Source organism: Phosphitispora sp. TUW77 (genome assembly GCF_048453025.1).
GTDB lineage: Bacteria > Bacillota > Thermincolia > Thermincolales > UBA2595 > Phosphitispora.
In genome coordinates, this window is record NZ_CP156677.1 from 1,515,527 (window position 1) to 1,532,544 (window position 17,018).

Below are 17,018 nucleotides of genomic sequence, written 5' to 3' on the forward strand. Positions count from 1 at the left end.
CCTCCCATTACTTACTCAAAATCCATCCTCTTCGCCCTCCATGCCGGCATTTTTTTCTTCAATGCCCACATGGCACCTGGTAAATTCGTCAGGGTCAGGCAAATCTGCGAGGTCCCGCAAACCAAAATACCTGAGAAAACTTGATGTAGTCCCAAATAACATCGGTCTCCCAGGCCCCTCTTTCCGGCCAACTTCTTTAACCAGGTTTTTTTCCACCAGTGTACCAATAGCACTGTCCACCTTGACTCCCCTGATAGCCTCAATTTCAGCCCTGGTAATCGGCTGTTTATACGCAACTATGGCTAAAGTTTCCAAAGCTGCCTTTGATAAACCGTGAGTCCCCTGAGGCTTATATAGCTTTTCAATATATCCCGCCATTTCGGGCTTGGTACACATTTGATAACCATGAGCGACCAGTTCTATATTAATACCACGGCAGTCATTTTTATATTCAGACATTAATTCGTCTGCCAGGATTTTAATTTCGTTCTCAGGCATATTCATCGCCAGTGCCAATACCTTTAAGGTCAGCGGCTCTTTTGATACAAATAACAGACATTCAATTATGGCTTTGGTTTCTCTTGGAAACATCATGCCCATAATCTGATTCACCCCTTTAAGCTCCGGCAGTATCATTATCCCTGCTGTATATCATAATTTCTCCAAAAGTCCTTGACTGGTATGCCCTAATACGACCAAGCTTAATCAACTCCAAAAGGGCCAAAAAAGTCACAACCACCTCTACTCTGGTAACCCTGGGGTGAAACAGGTCCTTAAAAGCAATTCCCCGGTTTTGGAAAAACAGCCGCCGCATTATTTCCTTCATTTTATCCCTGGTAGTTACCTCGTCTCTTTGAATTTCCCCGGTCAGTTCCCGGTCAACGGCACGCTCCAGTGCTTCCTGCAGGGCTTCCAGGAGAGTGGACATATTAATCCCTTCAAGTGGGTTTTCCTCCTTGAAAAGATGATAAAACATATCCTCTTCATTAGGCCTGGTATATACTCTATTCATTAATGTTTCTTTTTCCTGAAAAAACTCTACCATTACCTTAAACTTCTTGTATTCCAGAAGCTTTTCCACCAATTCGTCCCTAGGATCATACTCCTCTTGGGCCTCCTCATCATTAACCGGTGGTTTAGGCAGCAGCATTCTGGCCTTGATTGCCAAAAGGTTTGCCGCCATTACCAGAAACTCGCTGGCAACTTCAAGGTCCATCATTTGCATTGCCGAGATGTATTCCAAATATTGTGCGGTGATTTTTGCAATTGGAATATCATAGATATCAACTTCATTTTTTTCTAACAGGTGAAACAAGAGGTCAAACGGGCCCTCAAAAACTCCCAGTTTAATCTGGTAGGCCAAATTACTTCACCCCTCAGCAAAATTTACTAGTATCTAAGGTTCATGGCATCCTTGACCTTTTTAACAGTATCACTGGCAGTCCGGCCAGCCCTGTGGCTGCCTTTTAACAATATCAGGTTAACCAAGTCCATTTTGGCATCCAGGATATCCTGGATATCACATTCAGTAAAATTACCTGCCATATATTCATCAATTATAGATTGTCCTATTTCACTTAGGTAATTCTTTTCCCTGCGTGTCCCGGTAAACATCTTAAATCTGTTCACAATGGTTTCAGGACGTTTTTTGACACTGTCATCAACCTTCACTTCATCCTGGCCTGCCATATATTGTTTTACGTTCATGACATACTGCCTGAGGTCTTCATAAGAACTGTTTTCATATTTGGCCCGGCGTTCACGAATTGGGGCCAACATCTGTTCCACAACCTGCAAAAGTTCATTTTTACAGGCCACACAGCCGCGTTCCGCGCTCCGGCAGGCTTGCTGGACAGATTCCAGCATTTCATTATTGTATATTTCTTGGTATTTATTAACAATACATACTTCAGGATGTCCAGGGTCTTCCTTGCGAATTCTCTGCGGATCTGTCACCATGGCATTGACCCTTTTCTTCACCTCATCTGTGACGGCTGAAATAGCAATATCATTTCCATAGCTTTTACTCATTTTTCGGCCGTCAACCCCGGGGACCAGCGGGAACCTTCCTAAGAGTGCTTGGGGTTCCGGAAACAAGTCGGTCTTATACAGGAAATTAAACCTGCGGGCAATCTCCCTGGTTAATTCAATATGGGGCAGCTGGTCTTCCCCTACCGGTACGGTGTCAGCAAGGTATATCAGGATATCTGCCGCCTGCAACAAAGGATATCCAAGAAAACCATAAGTAGTAATATCTTTGCCCTGTTTTTCGAACTGGGCTATCTGGTCCTTGTATGTCGGGCACCTTTCCAACCAGGCAAGGGGTGTATTCATTGAAAAATAGAGGTGCAGTTCAGCATGTTCCTTTACCGATGATTGTACAAAAACAGCACTTTTGACGGGGTCAATGCCAACACTGAGCCAATCCAGGACCATTTGTCTGGTATCATTATGCAGTTCTGCAGTATCATCAAACTTAGTAGTCAGGGAATGCAGGTCAGCTATCATAAAATAACAGTTATATTCATCCTGGAGCCTGGCCCAATTTTCCAAAACACTCAAATGTCCTATATGCAGCCTTCCCGTCGGCCTCATCCCGCTCAATATCGTGCCCTTGCTCATCTTAATCTCCTCCAATGACAAACTTTTTTAAAACCCTGCCAGCTTAAACAACAAGGTTTGAATAACTTGCACTATCGGCATTAATATAGTACCTATAACTCCAAATAACATCATCAGGATCAGTATTATAAACCCGTATTTTTCTAGATTATAAACTATGTGACTGTATCTGCGCGGCAGCAGTCCGGCAAGAATTTTTGACCCATCCAGAGGGGGGACGGGAATGATGTTAAAGACCGCCAGGATAAGGTTTATGGATACCATATAAGCGAAGATAATCCGAATAACTTCACTCTGGGGCATCATTATCCTCCATAACAAAACAGTTACCACGGCTATCATCAAGTTGGTAGCCGGTCCCGCAAGGGACACCCAGAGCATGCCCCGCTGCCTGTCACCCTTGAAATGAAACGGGTTAATCGGTACTGGTTTAGCCCATCCGAAATGGAAAAACAATAGAAATATCGTCCCCAGGGGGTCCAGGTGCTTCAATGGGTTTATAGTCAGCCTGCCCAGGTTCTTTGCTGTGGGGTCACCCAGCCTGAATGCCACATATGCGTGGGCAAACTCATGTAAAGTAAGCCCTAAGAGAAGGGCTGGCAAAATATAAATCATTGTCTGAATATCAAAATACAAATCAATTAACTCCTTTCAGGGCAAGTTTCCTTATTAGAGCCTTTTTAATTGGTCTTTTTTGCCCCAATCCGTTCCAAGAATTCACTGACAAAGTTTATCTCTTCATCCTTCGTAACAACTGCTCCATCAAGCCGGGCTTCCCCGACGGCGTCAAGGGCCTCCTTAAAAAAAGGGGCCGGCTTATATCCCAGTTCCTTTATATCTTCTCCGTTTATTAATAATTTATTGTCCCGGGCATGGGTCAGATACTCTTTAACACGCTCATTAACAAGGTCTGCAGTAGAAACCGCCAGTATAAACGCAAAGCCTTCACCTGATAATTCCCGCACAACTGAAGCTATTTGACTCATCTTCATTGATTGCCTGCCGGAAAGGTTTATAATAACTTCGGGGCAAAGGCACAAAAGTTCAATCAGTTTTTTCTGCTCTTCTTTAGTAATTCTGAGCTTCTCATCTATCAGGGAAATTTGGCATCCGGTATCCCTTAACAGTAGCCCCAAATACAAGATCCAAGAATTCAGCTTCATATAGCCACATGCACATCTGACAAATTCCATTGCAGGAGGCAGCCTTTTTATAATTTCAAGTGACTCTTGGCCTGTATTGGCATCAGGAAGGATAAAAGGCCATATATTAAGTTCACACATTCTAAGAATAGAGCCTGTCGGTGAAGCTTCACTCAGAATATGCTTTAATTCTTCCCTGACCCTGTCTGCAGACAGCTTGGCCAGCATTTTGCCTTTTATGGCCCTTTTGACCAGGGAAAGGGTCTGGGTTTCAATCTTGAACCCATACCTCTGCTCAAAACGAACAGCCCTCAGTATCCTGGTGGGATCCTCAACAAAACTAAGATTATACAAGACCCTGATTATTCCTTCTTCCAAGTCTCGTCTGCCACCGAAATAATCCACCAGTTTGCCGAAATTCTTTGCACTAAGAGTCACTGCCATTGCATTAATGGTAAAATCACGTCTATACAAGTCCTGCTTTAATGATGATACTTCTACTTTAGGCAGGGCAGCCGGATATTCGTAATATTCGGTCCTGGCTGTTGCCACATCTATGCGGAAATTATCATCAAGTATAACCATAGCAGTACCAAATTTATCATGGACCCTAACCCTCCCACAGAGGAATTGAGCTAGTGAGCGGGCAAAACCCGGACCGTCCCCTTCAACCACCAGGTCAATATCAAAGTTTTCCACTCCCAGAATAAGATCTCTAACAAATCCGCCAACCACAAAAACCTGGCAGCCTTCCCGATCCGCCAGGTAACTTATCTGACTGAGCATGTCCCTGATTGGTCGTGAAAGGTTAGCTGTCATAAGATTCTTCAGGTTATCCGAACTATTATCCGCTGCCTGTGAGATATTATATATCCGCTCATATTTTCCAGGGTAATGTTCACCGTGGAGAGACCTTAAAACATCTGTCCGTGACACTATCCCTTCGATACGTCCTTTGTTGATTATCGGAAGCCGGCCAATGTTATGATCAATCATAAGATGCTGAATCTCAGGCAAAGTTGTTTTCCCTGATATTGTGATTACCCTTCGGGACATAAAGCCTTTTACAGGAGCATGGCCGAGACCGTGGTGTTTAGCCTTATCAATGTCCCGCCTGGAAATGATACCAACCATTTTTTCACCATCAACCACAGGAAGGCCTGTATGGCCATATCTCAACAATATCTTGCCTGCTTCCTCAATAGTTGTATCCAGAGTAACTGTTTTCACAGGAGCGGACATAATGTTCTCAGCCGTTACTTCCGGCGTAACATTCGCTTTTAACAGCGTTTTTATATCATCAATAATGGTCTCTACCTTACCATCCTTGACAGTTGCTGAAGCCGCCATGGCATGCCCGCCGCCATTATAACCTGCCAGTATCCTGGACACATCCACAGCTCTGTCCTGACTCCGTCCCACAATATGCACCCTGTCATCCATATGGACAACTGCAATGGCCACATCAACATTGGAGACATCAACCATTTTATGCAGCAATAAAGCCAAGCCCCCGACATATTCGTCAATTTCTCCACTGGTAATCAGTATCTTGACACCATTTATATCATATGATTCCGATGCCACAATGAGTTTGTTTAAGAGGTTTTTTTGCTGTTCAGATAAAGGCCTGTCAATAAATTCCGAAACTACCGGCAGCTTAGCCCCTTTTAACAATAAATACGCAACGGCCTCAGCATCTCTTGAAGTTGTACTGGTAAATGTAAGACAATCAGTATCCTCATAAATTCCAAGGGCGAAAACCGTGGCCTCAAATGGATTTATAGCTAGACCCTGTTCTTTCATTATTTCTACCAGGAGAGTGGTAGCCGCACCCACATTCTCTATCAGCTCAAATGAACCCTTAATATCATCATCAGTAGCCGGGTGATGGTCATATATTAACACTTCTATTCCCGGGTTTTCCAGGACCTCGCGTACTTCGCCAATCCTGGAGATGCCTTTGGTATCAACCAGAATAAGCCTGGTCACTTCGTTAAAATTGATATCCCTTGCCAGCCGGAAATTAAAAGTGTCCTTATGAAGTGACATAAATTCTCTAACATTCCGGTGCAGCTTCCCACTGTACACAAGCTCGGCATCAGGAAACAGCTTTTTGGCTGCTATCATTGAAGCCAGTCCATCAAAATCTGTATTGTTATGGCTGACTATTATTTCCATGTTTTATCCTCCTTGGCCGTTACCAGATTATTATATCATAATTTTCCTGTAAAAAAAAGAAATACAGGGCCAATAACCCCAATAACAAAGGGGCATCCCATAAGTGGGATGCCCCCGATACATTAGCCTGATACTTTTAAATCTGCATGTGTTTTAGAAATCCCGTTTTTGATTCTTTCCGGCACAACATCATTTCTTATTATATCTTCAAGGGTTTCTCTTTTTACCACAAGGTCAGCCCGGCCCTCCCCGGCAAAAACCACGGCAGGTCTGGCAATCCTGTTATAATTACTTGACATAGAATAATTATATGCTCCGGTGCTGGAAACAGCTAAGATATCACCCTGCTGAACTTCAGGCACGTGCAGGTCCCAAATTAACATATCACCAGACTCACAGCATTTCCCTGCTATCGAAACCTCTTCAACCTTTCGCCTGTCAGCCTTATTGGCAAGGATTGCCTCATAACGAGCCTGATAAAGCGCCGGCCTGGGATTATCAGTCATGCCCCCATCAACAGAAACATATTTCCTGACACCGGGAATGTCTTTAACAGTCCCCACAGTATAAAGAGTAAGCCCTGCTGTTCCAACAATTGAACGCCCTGGTTCAACAATTACCCTAGGCATAGGATACTGGTTTTCCTCACATTTTTGTATAATTGTCTCCATTACCATAGCAGCATAGGTTTTAATGCTTGCCGGTTTATCTCCTGAAGCATAATATATGCCAAAACCTCCTCCAAGGTTAAGCTCGGAAAACCTGTACCCTGTTTCCAGGTAAACCTTCATAAGGAATTCCATCATAACTTCAGCTGTATGCTGGTATGATTCCAGTTCAAATATCTGTGAACCTATATGGCAATGGAGCCCAATAAGGTTAATGTTATTATACTCCAAGGCCTTTTTAATCCCTTCAAGCGCCTGACCATTACTGATAACCATGCCAAACTTAGAATCAATCTGCCCTGTCTGTATATATTCATGTGTATGAGCTTCTATTCCCGGTGTAACCCTGATAAGAATATTAGCCTTGGTATGCATCCTGCCGGACAACTCATTAATTTTATCCAATTCCTGAACATTATCGACAACAATTCTTCCTATACCTGAATCGAGGGCCATTTGCAGTTCTTCAAACGACTTGTTATTTCCATGAAAATAAATTAATTCCCGCGGGAATCCTGCCTTTAGAGCAGTATACAATTCCCCTCCCGACACTACATCAAGGCCCAAACCTTCAGATTCAATAAGCTTACACATCGCCAAAGTAAGAAAAGCCTTACTGGCATAAATAACCAGCGAATTAGAGTAAGTTCCGGTAAATGCCTGATAATACTTCCTGCAATTTTCTCTTAAATGCCCTTCATCCATTACATACAAAGGTGTGCCAAATTCCTTAGCAAGTTCAACAGTATCACATCCGCCTACCTCCAGGTGTCCTTTATTATTAATTAGCATAGTCCCATGTAATTTCACAGTTTGTATCCCCTCCAAAATGTAATACAATCACCAAAATTTTCATTAAATTTTAACACATATATTACCTACAGTCAATTGATTTAGATAAAAGAAAAAGAGTATCTATTTCAGACACTCCCGTTGCCGTTACTGTTTTTTAATGTTGTTTCTTTAAGTATTGAGGCAAAATCTTGCGCTTTATTGTTTACTGGATTTGCCGGCTCATTATAGTCTGTTCCGCTTTTACTCTCAGGGACCTTAGTTAATACCAGGGGTTTAAAATATGCAGAATTAACCAGAGATGAAATGTTCATCTTAGCCCCCCTTACCCCTTACCTAATATTCCCTTGCTTGCTATATATCGGTACAATACTACAAAAACTTTAGGAATTTTATTTATCCTTCTGCCACCCTGATAAGAATAGCTGTTATCTCAGCCCTGGTTATGTTTCGGACCGGTTTAAAAGTTCCATCAGGATAACCATTTATAATTCCCTGCTGTACACACAGGTTTATACTTTCAACAAACCTGGCACTGCTTATATCTGAGAAGCGTGAATTTGTAATCTCTATATCAGAAAAATCAGTGTGCTGTTTAATTATGGCATAAATAATAGCCACAACCTCTTCTCTGGTAATTTTCTTCTCAGGGTAAAACCCGGCGCCAAATATGTTCTGCGCATCTTCTCCAGACATATGACTCAACATGGCTTTTGCCGCCCCGTATGCCCAATGGGCTTTATTCATATTAGCAAGTATCCTTGAGTTGTCATAGATATTCCCTTCAGGATAAAGGTCCCCCGCCATCCTGCTCATTATAGCGGCAAACTCTGCCTTGGTAATGTTGGCTTCAGGTTTAAAAGTTCCGTCAGGATAACCGTTAATATATCCCAATTGTTTTAATTTATTTATTTCATCATAAGCCCAATGAGAGGCAGTCAAGTCGCTGAACTGACCTGCCCACGATGAGAACTGGAACATGAAACTTAAAACAAGTGTCACAATAAGTATAAGCAGCAAGGAGGCTTTTTTTGTCATGGTAAATTCCCCTCATCATGTTGATTTTGATGGACATAACCATTTCTGATATATTTATACTATTTGACCATGATTTGATTTTTACCTCCTTAAATAATCATGTAATATCTGGAAAATATTTTCCTTACCTAGAGTTAAGGAAATTGTGTATCACCACTGCCGCCTGTCCCCTGGTCAGCAGCGCCGCAGGATTGAAATATCCATTATTGCCCTGGACAATGTTCAGACCATAGGCGATAGCAACATGACCCAAAAGTTGCCTATCAATCTTTTCGGCATCTTTAAAGGGCACTGAAAAAATATTTTTATCTATTTCAGCAACCTTGGAGTAATTAAGTGCCCTGATAATGAACTTAACCGCATCCTGCCTTGTAATAAACGAATCCGGAGTCTGCTCCCCTTCACGGACTATACCGCTGTTAATAAGAATGCTGTAAAGTTCTTTATCATGTTCCTTATCAGGTTTATACGGATAATATGAGTTAACGGTTTTTTGCAGCAGATAGAGAAACTCCCTCTGGATTATATTTTTATCAGGCTTAAATTCTTCCCCCGGAAGCATGATGCCAAATACAGCCAAGTCCTTAATCTTACTTTCCGCATAGTGACCGGATATATCAATATATTGTAATACTTCATTTGAATTATAGAGTTCACCGTTATAATCAAGAATGTTCCCATTATAGGGGTCAATGTTTGCGGGAATACCGGAATTTAACGCATAAACAAGTCTTACACTCTTTTCAATGCCTTCATATGGAGGAGGCAGTATTGCAACGACTGTATCCTGATCATTGTTATATGGTATATACTGCAGCTGCAATCCCGCCTTTTCCAACAGAATTGCATTGGCATCAGCAATACTGATAATTCCTTCCGTCTCCGGAAGCTCTCCTTTATACCAATTAAAACTGTAGCTGATAATACTACCCGTAACCGCATCAACTGTTACATTAAAACCATTGTCAGGAAAATTCGCTCCATTTGTCTTGCGTTCAAATGCAAAATAATACTGCCTCGGTTCCGTCTCCGTTACCGGTTGATTATACTGCCGGTTCCAAGTAACATATTCGGTTTCGAGATACCACTGTGGCTGCACAGTTTTTATATAATCTGTCGCAATCTTTAATGACTGTTTTTCGTTATACACCGGCTGCCTTTCTTTCTCTAAATACTGTGATTTGTAGAAATTAAGGAGTTCACCGGTTTTCCCGTCAATAGTCACATAATAACTCTCATCTTTCACAACATCTTCATTGGCTTTACCCTTATTAAAAGACATGGTCCATAAAAAATCCTGTTTGTTAATCCAGCTTTTATAGAGATTTATATCAGTCAACTGGTATTCATTACCTATATTGATGGCCTTCCTTGCAGCAGCTTCCGCTTTATCCTCACTCATAATTCCAGCAGCGCTTTCAATTGCTTCGCGTTCTTGCGGCGTAAGGGAAATTACCTGCTTTTCCGGACCATAACCTTGAATACTTGAATCTAACATTTTTGCAGAAGCTTCGATTCCATTGTAAAACCTATAATAAGGGTCAGTAACAACTATTTCCCCTGTACCGGCATCAATTGAGTGATTAATATACACATTGGTATAAACAAGATAGGGATTACAGTCATCCTGTTCATATTTTAGTTTATACTGCAATTTAAGCCCAAGTTCCTGGACATAAATTTTTTTAGCATCTTCAAGGGTAATAATGTCATTGGGGTCGCAAAACTCAAGGTCATAATTCCAAAAACAGTTGTAACTTTCTACTTTGCCGGTTAAGTTGTTAACAGATACATTGACACTGTTATTGAAATAAGGGACTCCGTTCTCTATCCTGATATACTTCATATTATATGCTGTGTCATAAATATTCTGGCGCTGTTCTTCATTCTGATACTGCAGTTTTTCAAATGGGACGGAATTGATTTTCCGGATAAAGTCCTCAGCTTTTTGACGGGCCTCTTCCTTACTTATAGCCGGTAGTTTCGGCCTGTTAATTTCCTGATTGGGAGTGTAAGAATAATAGCTAATAATCCTGCCCAATGTATCAATAGATACGTTTATACTGCCCATTTTGTTGTTTTCATCACTCCACATCAAGTCAAAGACAGTCCTATCACCCTGTTTATGCATGTTATAACTGAAATTGTCATAAGCATCAGAGACTTCAAAAACCGACTTGGCCATTTCAATTGCTTGTTCAAGCTCCCTGTCATACTGAGCAAAACTATAAGCCGGGAAAAGAAGTGTTGTTATCAAAAAAATCACCAGTGACAACTTAAAGGCCTTTTTCATTATTACTCCCCCTCAAAAGATATTAACTTTAATTTACATTATTTATGACGGCTCTAAATGAAAAATGTTCCATTTTCCACAATAAATTTTTCATTAAAAATCGCGCTCTACTTAAAAAAAAGAGCTGTCAATGACAGCTAATAATGACAGCTTATTATGTAAAATTATCTATTTTGTTAATTATTTATTTTGTTTCTTTCAAAGCCACACTAATTTCCATGTCACCCAGGTCAGTCTTTAGCGGAACCTGTAAACGTTGAATATTTATTGTCGAAATCATTACACCCCGGCCTGTTATCACCGTCGGTGGGGCCAATGTACAAGGATACCCGGCTTTTTCTAGTTCTGTACTGGCATGACCGGTAACAACATTGCCCATCTCTGCAATTGCAGACTCCACCATTGCATCAATGACCGGAACAGGTTCCCCAAGGACTCCTGAAACAAAATTCTTAACAGCCCTTTCGGAAAGCCCGAACATTACAATCCCCTGAATCGATCCGGTTACACCGATTAGTACCGTCATATCCAAAGCAGTGTAAGAAGATTTTTGCATTGTAAGACTTCCTATCTCAGTAGTTATCGGTTTTCCCAGTTCTTGGCTTAACACCTTCTTGGTTGCTATAATAAAAGGGTTAATAAATTCTGCCTTCAAATCGTCTCCTCCTTTACAATTTAGCTTATTAGAAGTTTTTTATTAATGATAATTTATTAGATTACAACTTTAGCTCAGGGTTATGTTTAATTAAACCCCCTTTTCGGTTTTACACCCTAAATAAAATTCTAACCTAATTTTTTGCAACTGTCTATATTACTTGCCATAAAATAGCAAACTTTGGCGAGTTTTTTTCACCAGGACTATAAAGTTTACTTAGACAAACACCTTACCGTTTCAGTCTCTTGGTTTCTATTAACCGCAATAATCCCCAGTGTAACCAACAACAGCCCCCCAATCATCAAAAAATCAAACCCTTCACCTGGTATGAAAACCGATGATAAAATTACACCAGATACCGGGACCATGAATTTGTATATGCTTATTTCTCCTGCCTTGTTGTATTTTAGTAACGAGTACCAAAGGGAAAATGCTACTGCTGAAATTAATGCGGAATAAATCAATAAGACCCACGCTGTTTTGGCAAATGAAAAGGAATAATAATTTAACCCCGGCAGCCCAAGAGTAAGCATTAAAACTGAACCAAACAGCATTTGCCATCCAGTAATTACCAAGGGATGCAAGGTGTCGGAAAGCCTCTTTGCCATTATAGTTCCCACTGCACTAACTAAACCTGACATAATCAGGGCCCCGTCCCCCTGCCAGGCAAACGCAAGGTTAAAGCTCTTATCTGAATTAACAAGAATTATTCCAGCCAACCCTGCTGCCAGACCAAAAACCTTGTTTATATTAAGTTTATCATTTCTATAATAAATGTGGGCCAGCAAAACAACAAAAAATGTCCCGCTTGATGTAAGGATAGCACCCTTCATTCCTGAAGTATGGGCAAGCCCGTAATAAAAAAAGAAATACTGCAGACCTGTCTGCAAAATCCCCAAGACAACAAGTTCGGCAAGCAAGTATCTCTTTAATTTCATTGGCAGCCTTTGAAGCAAAATCACTGCAAATAACAGACCGGCTGCCAGAAAAAACCGCATTCCGGCCAGCACAATTTGGGCATAAAAGTCATCCGGATGTATACTAAGTTCATCATAACTGATTTTAAGTACCGGAAACGCACTTCCCCAGAGTAGTGAACAAAACAAGGCAACAGCCAGCACTCCATGTTTATTTGTAAGTATTTTTGCCATGTAGTATTTGGGAAGTTTTTGACTCGGAGATCTCATAAAATATCCCTTCAGGTTCTGCCCGTTACCTTAATTTTCTAATGTTAGTTACTGTAGCAGGTGCCTTTTGGCAATAATGTTGTAAGGCATCCTGTTAGATACCTTAGAGAAATAATCAAATCCATGATTTCTGAGTTCTTCTACAAGTTTGCCAGTGCTCTGAGCATCCATAGCACCGAGTATAATAGTCATTTCTGCATCCGGTCCCAACCTTGATATAGTGTCTCTGAGCTTGTAAACCCCGTCCTCAATACCTGGTCTTAAGTCAAGAGTTATGTTCATCTTTAACCTCCAGCGTTTTAGCTGTTAGTATTCCCTTTTACACCTCAGTTTATAGCCCTCGTTTTCGTTTTCTCAAAACAAGAAACAGAACCGCAATTATGGCAAAAACTGTTAACACAATGACATTGAATTCATGCAAGTATTTCTGCAGTATATCCCACTTATCTGTGAACAAATACCCCAAGTACACCAGAGCAAAGTTCCATGGCAGTGAGCCCATAAATGAATAGATAGAAAACTTGAAAAAATCCATTTCAGCTATCCCAGCTGGAAGAGAAATGAATGTTCTAACAGCAGGAAGCATTCTCGACAGGAACACAGTGATTTCACCACGCCTGGCAAACCAATTATCAGCATGATTCAGATGTTTATTTGATAAAAATATATATCTGCCATATCTGTCTATAAAAGCCCTGCCGCCATATCTGCCCGCACCATAAGCCAGCCAGCTCCCGGACAAGTTAGCTATTGAGGCAACCAAGGTGGCCTGCATCATACCAAGCTTTCCTTTAGCAACTAGATGGCCTGCAAAAGGCATTACAATTTCACTGGGAATTGGAATACATGCACTTTCAAATGTCATCGTAATATAAATAGCTAAAAGCTTGTATTGCTCAATATCATTTTTAAGAATCTGTTCCAGCCATGAAAACATTTTATGTGTCCACCTTTATATTACAATTAACTACCTTGGTGTTCATTAGAAACCTCCAGGCCCGGAAATAGCACGGAAGCTATTATACTAAGCATTATAACAGTGAATATAATTCCAATTGACATTGTCAGGGGTATCTCTATATTGAAAAAAAGAATACTCAGTTTTATCCCGGTAAAAGTTAAGATAGTTGCCACTCCGTACGTTACGAAGCGAAATGCATTATGAAGTCTTTCTAAAATAAAATATAGGTTTCTAAGCCCCAGTATTGCAAAAATATTTGATGCATACACAATTAAAGGGTCTGTTGTAACTGAAAATATTGCCGGTATTGAATCAATGGCAAACAGCACGTCTGACCCTTCAATAGCTACCAGAACTGCAAACAAAGGTGTTGCATGTAGAATACCATTTATTTTGACAAAAAACTTTTCACCTTCAAGCTTCGGGGAAATAGGTATAATTTTAGACAAAAGAGGTGTCAAAAAGTTGTTCTTATAATCTCCTTCGGCTTCTTTAGAAAAAAACATTTTTATACCACTGAGAATCAAAATTATGCCAAAAATGTACAAAACCCAATGAAAACGGTTAACTATAGAAACACCCAACACAACAAAAATCATTCTTAGGATAACTGCCCCGAATATACCCCAATTAAGCACCCTTCTCTGATAAACAGGCTTAATCCCACAACTTGAAAAAATAATCAAAAATAAAAATAGATTATCTAAACTTAGACTAAGCTCAATAATATAGCCACCCAAAAATTCAAGAGCCTGCTGTTTACCTAAGAAAAAGTAAATACCCGCATTAAACGTCAATGCCAGAATTATCCAGAAAACAACCCACCTAACTGCTGATCTAATTGACATTTACTTGCCCCCTCTATACCTACTCTTACATTTCTTCATAAAGTAATATACTAAGGATTTAAACATAAGCAAATTAAAAAACCCTACATCCACACGTTTACGGCGGATGCAGAGTCTCACAAGGCCTTTGACCAGCAAAGCCGGGCTTTGCGCCGTACTGACGACTTTGCTTCCCGTTAATGAAACGAGCAGTTACTCCCTCTGTCCAACTATATTTTATTCTATCATGGACAAACATTCAACATATATTTGTATAAAGTTTTTAATCTTAGTCAGCAATTTTTTTTGCAAATCTCTTTATCAACAGAGAATTAATCACTACGGAAACTGAAGAAAATGCCATTGCCAAGCCGGCCCACTCGGGTGGCAGCAGTTTTCCGGTTACCGGATAAAGAACTCCCGCAGCCACCGGTATGCCAACCATATTATAAATCAATGCCCAAAATAAATTTTGTCTTATTTTTATAAAGGTTATCCGCCCAAGTCTTATGGCACGTTCCACATCCATAATGTTATTTCTCACTAGTACCACATCACCGGCTTCCTTGGCAACATCAGTACCCGAACCAATAGCAATACCTATATCTGCTTGGGCAAGAGCAGGAGCATCATTGATACCATCCCCTACCATAGCGACTTTAAAACCTCTATTCTGATAGTGCCTGATATTTTCAATTTTATCTTCCGGCAGGATTTCAGCAATTACTTCATCAATACCAACCTGTTTACCAACAACTGAGGCAGCTTTTTTATTGTCACCAGTAATCATAAATGTCTTTAGCCCCAGAATGTGAAGTCTCTTTACGGCCTCAGCCGCATTTTCCTTGAGTACATCAGAAAGTGCAATAAGACCTGCAATCTTGGTATCATACGCTATGAAAATGATGGTCTTCCCTAAATCTGCCAGTCTGACAAAATCTCCGTCAGCAGCCTCTATATTAACATTATGTTTATGCATCAATTTAATGTTACCTATTAGCAGTTCTTTACCCTCAAAAGTGCATATAATTCCATAGCCGCTTTCTTCCGTATAATCTTTAACTTCACTTACTTCAACATTATCCTGATGAGCTTTGACAACTACAGCCTGTGCCAGTGGATGAATCGAAGGTGCCTCCCCGGCAGCAGCAATCTTTAATATTTGAGATTCACTATAAGGTGAAAAAGCTACAATATCTGTAACTGCCGGCGTTCCCTTAGTAAGTGTCCCGGTTTTGTCAAAGCCAACAGCCTGAAGGCCTGCAATTCCTTCAAGAACAGCCGCGGATTTAAACAATATCCCGCTGTTTAAGCCAACTCCGCTCCCTACCATTATAGCTGTGGGCGTTGCCAGCCCCAGAGCACATGGACATGCAATTACGAGTACGGCAATAGAAGCAGTAAAAGAAAAAACAAAAGATGCCTGTAACAAAAAGTACCAAATAACAAAAGTAATACCCGCAATAACAACGACTGCAGGTACAAAATAGTTAGATATTCTGTCCGCAAGACGCTGAATTGGAGGCTTGACACTCTGAGCTTCTTCGACCATATTTATAATACCGGCAAGGACAGTATCCTTCCCAGTTTTCATGATTTTAACTTTTATAACTCCTGATTTATTGATTGTGGCCCCAATGACCACATCTCCCGGTCCTTTCTCCACAGGAATGGACTCACCTGTAAGCATCGATTCATCAATACTTGCTTTGCCTGAAATAATTTCCCCATCAACCGGTATTTTTTCGCCAGGTTTTACGACCACAATATCGCCCGTTGTTACCTCTGAAGCCGGGACTTCCCGTTCCTCACCGTTTACCAAAACACGCGCCCTGTCCGCTTGTAATTCTAAGAGCTTTTTTAATGCTTGGCCTGCCCTTCCTTTAGCCCTTGCCTCAAGGAATTTCCCAAAACGAATAAACGTAATCAGTAGCATTGAAGTATCAAAAAATGTGGGTCCTGCAAAAAACAATTCAGGAAATGTAGTCAGGACACTATATCCATAAGCAGAGGTTATACCCATTGTTACCAGCACATCCATGTTAGCAGACCTATTCTTCAAGGCATGAAAAGCCCCACGGTAAAAAGTCCAACCTGCAGTAAATTGTACCACGGTCGCCATAAGCAGCAGAATGTATGTTACCAAAAGATTCATCTCAAAAAGGTACATAATTGGAATAACCGGAAGAGACATTACTGCACTGAAAACAACCCAGTTTCCTTCCCTAGCCGCGGTCCTGTCACGTTCTTGCGCTGCACTCTCTTCTGTCGGGGTATAGCCTGCGTCCTTTACCCTATCATATATTGCACCAATGTTTATTACTTTAGGGTCAAATACAACTCTTACCGATTCGGAAGCAAAGTTAACCACAGCATTATTAACTCCCGTTGTATTTTTAAGCACCTTTTCAATTGAAAGGGCACAATTAGCACAACTCATTCCCCTTACATCAAATTGTTCTATAGATACCATTTCTTCATTTTCTTTAAGTTTGCCTTCTTTTGATTTTGTTAAGCCCACTGCTTCACCTCCTTATAACTAATTGTACTCTTTATTCTATTATGTACAATCCCGTGGTTTGAAATCAGAGCAATATATTTTTTTTTAAAAAGGCTTAGCTTCGCTAAGCACTAAAATATACTATGAGGCGA

At 40.7% G+C, this 17,018-nt stretch carries 14 protein-coding genes and 1 pseudogene; all 15 read right to left on the reverse strand.

What is annotated here, in order from left to right; all coding sequences use genetic code 11:
* Positions 1 to 15: 15 nt before the first annotated feature.
* A complete protein-coding gene (gene scpB / locus ABFY19_RS07180) occupies positions 16 to 612 on the reverse strand; it encodes an SMC-Scp complex subunit ScpB (RefSeq protein ID WP_418789979.1) in 597 nt (198 codons plus the stop codon).
* Between the two features lie 4 nt (positions 613 to 616).
* Positions 617 to 1,363: a segregation and condensation protein A gene (locus ABFY19_RS07185; protein ID WP_418789980.1), complete on the reverse strand. Its 747-nt coding sequence runs from the start codon at positions 1,361 to 1,363 to the stop codon at positions 617 to 619.
* A gap of 377 nt (positions 1,364 to 1,740) precedes the next feature.
* Positions 1,741 to 2,622: pseudogene (trpS, locus tag ABFY19_RS07190) on the reverse strand (tryptophan--tRNA ligase); the annotation flags it as partial.
* A gap of 27 nt (positions 2,623 to 2,649) precedes the next feature.
* Positions 2,650 to 3,258 carry a site-2 protease family protein gene (locus tag ABFY19_RS07195; RefSeq protein ID WP_418789981.1) on the reverse strand — a complete coding sequence of 203 codons (609 nt, stop codon included), beginning with the start codon at positions 3,256 to 3,258 and terminating at the stop codon, positions 2,650 to 2,652.
* Between the two features lie 44 nt (positions 3,259 to 3,302).
* Positions 3,303 to 5,945, reverse strand: coding sequence for a CBS domain-containing protein (locus tag ABFY19_RS07200; protein ID WP_418789982.1), 2,643 nt, complete (start codon positions 5,943 to 5,945; stop codon positions 3,303 to 3,305).
* Positions 5,946 to 6,067: 122 nt separating this feature from the next.
* A complete protein-coding gene (gene lysA / locus ABFY19_RS07205; RefSeq protein ID WP_418789983.1) occupies positions 6,068 to 7,423 on the reverse strand; it encodes a diaminopimelate decarboxylase in 1,356 nt (451 codons plus the stop codon).
* A gap of 110 nt (positions 7,424 to 7,533) precedes the next feature.
* Positions 7,534 to 7,719 carry a hypothetical protein gene (locus ABFY19_RS07210; RefSeq protein WP_418789984.1) on the reverse strand — a complete coding sequence of 62 codons (186 nt, stop codon included), beginning with the start codon at positions 7,717 to 7,719 and terminating at the stop codon, positions 7,534 to 7,536.
* Positions 7,720 to 7,801: 82 nt separating this feature from the next.
* Positions 7,802 to 8,443 carry an S-layer homology domain-containing protein gene (locus tag ABFY19_RS07215; protein ID WP_418789985.1) on the reverse strand — a complete coding sequence of 214 codons (642 nt, stop codon included), beginning with the start codon at positions 8,441 to 8,443 and terminating at the stop codon, positions 7,802 to 7,804.
* Positions 8,444 to 8,567: 124 nt separating this feature from the next.
* The gene (locus ABFY19_RS07220) at positions 8,568 to 10,736 is read right to left on the reverse strand and encodes a YcdB/YcdC domain-containing protein (protein WP_418789986.1); all 2,169 of its coding nucleotides are present in this window, start codon (positions 10,734 to 10,736) and stop codon (positions 8,568 to 8,570) included.
* Between the two features lie 184 nt (positions 10,737 to 10,920).
* The gene (locus ABFY19_RS07225; RefSeq protein ID WP_418789987.1) at positions 10,921 to 11,391 is read right to left on the reverse strand and encodes a chemotaxis protein CheX; all 471 of its coding nucleotides are present in this window, start codon (positions 11,389 to 11,391) and stop codon (positions 10,921 to 10,923) included.
* 212 nt (positions 11,392 to 11,603) lie between these two features.
* The gene (locus tag ABFY19_RS07230) at positions 11,604 to 12,578 is read right to left on the reverse strand and encodes a DMT family transporter (RefSeq protein WP_418789988.1); all 975 of its coding nucleotides are present in this window, start codon (positions 12,576 to 12,578) and stop codon (positions 11,604 to 11,606) included.
* 48 nt (positions 12,579 to 12,626) lie between these two features.
* Positions 12,627 to 12,860, reverse strand: coding sequence for a hypothetical protein (locus ABFY19_RS07235; RefSeq protein WP_418789989.1), 234 nt, complete (start codon positions 12,858 to 12,860; stop codon positions 12,627 to 12,629).
* A 49-nt stretch (positions 12,861 to 12,909) separates the two neighbouring features.
* Positions 12,910 to 13,515 (reverse strand): DedA family protein, encoded by a 606-nt coding sequence (locus ABFY19_RS07240; RefSeq protein ID WP_418789990.1) that lies wholly within the window; start codon positions 13,513 to 13,515, stop codon positions 12,910 to 12,912.
* A gap of 26 nt (positions 13,516 to 13,541) precedes the next feature.
* Complete coding sequence (locus tag ABFY19_RS07245) at positions 13,542 to 14,387, reverse strand: TerC/Alx family metal homeostasis membrane protein (protein WP_418789991.1); 846 nt, start codon at positions 14,385 to 14,387, stop codon at positions 13,542 to 13,544.
* A 268-nt stretch (positions 14,388 to 14,655) separates the two neighbouring features.
* Positions 14,656 to 16,887 carry a heavy metal translocating P-type ATPase gene (locus ABFY19_RS07250; RefSeq protein ID WP_418789992.1) on the reverse strand — a complete coding sequence of 744 codons (2,232 nt, stop codon included), beginning with the start codon at positions 16,885 to 16,887 and terminating at the stop codon, positions 14,656 to 14,658.
* Positions 16,888 to 17,018 lie beyond the last annotated feature (131 nt).